1 protein-coding gene and 1 pseudogene are annotated in these 1,909 nt (G+C 67.3%); one reads left to right on the top strand and one right to left on the bottom strand.

Going from position 1 to position 1,909, the window contains the following annotated elements:
* Window positions 1-543 (top strand): annotated as a pseudogene (locus tag QZ332_RS13565) (NADP-specific glutamate dehydrogenase); the annotation flags it as partial.
* 257 nt (window positions 544-800) lie between these two features.
* On the opposite strand, the gene QZ332_RS13560 reads toward QZ332_RS13565, so the two are convergent.
* Window positions 801-1,909, bottom strand: a 1,109-nt coding sequence (locus tag QZ332_RS13560) for an ATP-dependent metallopeptidase FtsH/Yme1/Tma family protein (protein WP_295766410.1), incomplete at its 5' end; no start/stop codon positions are given.

The raw sequence follows: 1,909 nt of genomic DNA, 5'->3' as shown, positions 1-1,909 counted from the left end.
ATCCACGACCCCAGCGGCATCGACCTGGACGTGGTGAAGGACATCAAGCTGGGCCACCGGGGCCGCATCAAGGAGTACGCCAGCCGGGTCCCCGGCAGCACCTATACCGAGGGCTTCCGGGGCATCTGGAACATCCCCTGCGACATCGCCCTGCCCTGCGCCACGCAGAACGAGATCGACGGCGAGACCGCCAAGATCATCGTGAAGAACGGGGCCATCGCCGTGGCGGAGGGGGCCAACATGCCCTGCCGTCCCGAGGCCATCCAGGAGTTCCAGCACGCGGGCGTCCTCTTCGCCCCCGCCAAGGCCGCCAACGCCGGCGGCGTGGCCACCAGCGGCCTGGAGATGAGCCAGAACTCCATGCGCTACGCCTGGAGCTTCGAGGAAGTGGACCGGAGGCTCAAGGGCATCATGACCAACATCTTCCACAACATCTACACCGCCGCCGAGGAGTGCGGCAGGCCCGGCGACCTGGTGCTGGGCGCCAACATCGCCGGGTTCATGAAGGTCGCCGAGACCATGCTGTCCCAGGGCCTGATCTGAGCGGCAGGTATCCATCGAAAAAGGCCGGGAGCGTCACGCTCCCGGCCTCAGGCTGTCGTGAGCGTCCTCACGCCAGCCTGAGGCAAGTTTCCAGGACTTTTTAAAGTCCTGGAAACTTCTCGATCGCGATCGTGCAGGAGACCCTTCCTGGGTCTCCCGCACACACTCTTCCTTCCCGTCGGCGCGGTCTCCGCGTTTTTTCGGCAGCAAGGCCGGGAGCGTGACGCTCCCGGCCTCTTCTTTTCCTTTTTTATCCCTTATGCCGGATCTTCCTCGGGGGCCTCTCCCGCCTCCGGCGCGCCTCCCCCGCTGTACACCGCCAGGAAGGCGTCCCGCTCCATGGTCTCGTTCTCCAGGAGATAGGCCGCCACGGCGTCCAGGATTCCCCGCTTCTCCGTCAAGATCTCCTCGCAGCGGCGGTACGCCTCGTCCACCAGCCGGCGGACCTCCTCGTCGATCTGGGCGGCCACGGCCTCGGAATAGCTCCGGCCCTGGCTCATGGTCCGGCCGATAAAGACCTCATCATGCCCGCCCTCGAAGGACACGGTGCCGATGGCCTCGCTCATGCCGTACACCGCCGCCATCTTCCGGGCGATGCTGGTGGCCCGCTGGATGTCGTTGCTGGCCCCGGTGGAGATGTCCCCCAGGCACAGCTTCTCCGCCACGCGTCCGCCCAGCAAAGCGACGATCCGGTCCTCCATATAGCGCTTGGAGAGGAAGGTCCGGTCCTCCTCCGGCAGGGCGATCGTCATGCCGCCCGCCTGTCCCCGGGGGACGATGGTGATCTGGTTCACCGCGTCGTGCTCCGGCAGGGTCTCCATCACCACCGCATGGCCCGCCTCGTGCCAGGCGGTCAGCTCCCGCTCATGCTGGGAGATGACCCGGCTCCGCTTCTCCGGACCGGCCAGGACCTTGATCTCCGCCTCCCGGAGGTCTTCCATGGTGATGAAGTCCCGGTCCCGCCGGGCGGCCAGCAGGGCCCCCTCGTTCACCAGGTTCTCCAAGTCCGCCCCGGTGAACCCGGCGGTGCCCCGCGCCAGGGTCCGCAGGTCCACGTCCTCCGCCAGGGGCTTGCCCTTGACGTGGATCTTCAAGATCTCCTCCCGGCCCTTGATGTCCGGGAGGCCCACATAGATCTGCCGGTCGAACCGCCCCGGCCGCAGCAGGGCCGGGTCCAGCACGTCCACCCGGTTCGTCGCCGCCAGGACCACGACGCCCTCGTTGGCGGCGAAGCCGTCCATCTCCACCAAAAGCTGGTTCAGGGTCTGCTCCCGCTCATCGTGTCCGCCGCCCACGCCGGTGCCCCGCTGACGGCCCACGGCGTCGATCTCGTCGATGAAGACGATGGCGGGGGAGGTCTTCTTGG

It is taken from the genome of uncultured Oscillibacter sp. (genome assembly GCF_910584465.1).
Taxonomy (GTDB): domain Bacteria; phylum Bacillota; class Clostridia; order Oscillospirales; family Oscillospiraceae; genus Oscillibacter.
The sequence above is the reverse complement of the archived record's forward strand: the minus strand, read 5'-3'. Positions and strand labels throughout refer to the sequence as shown.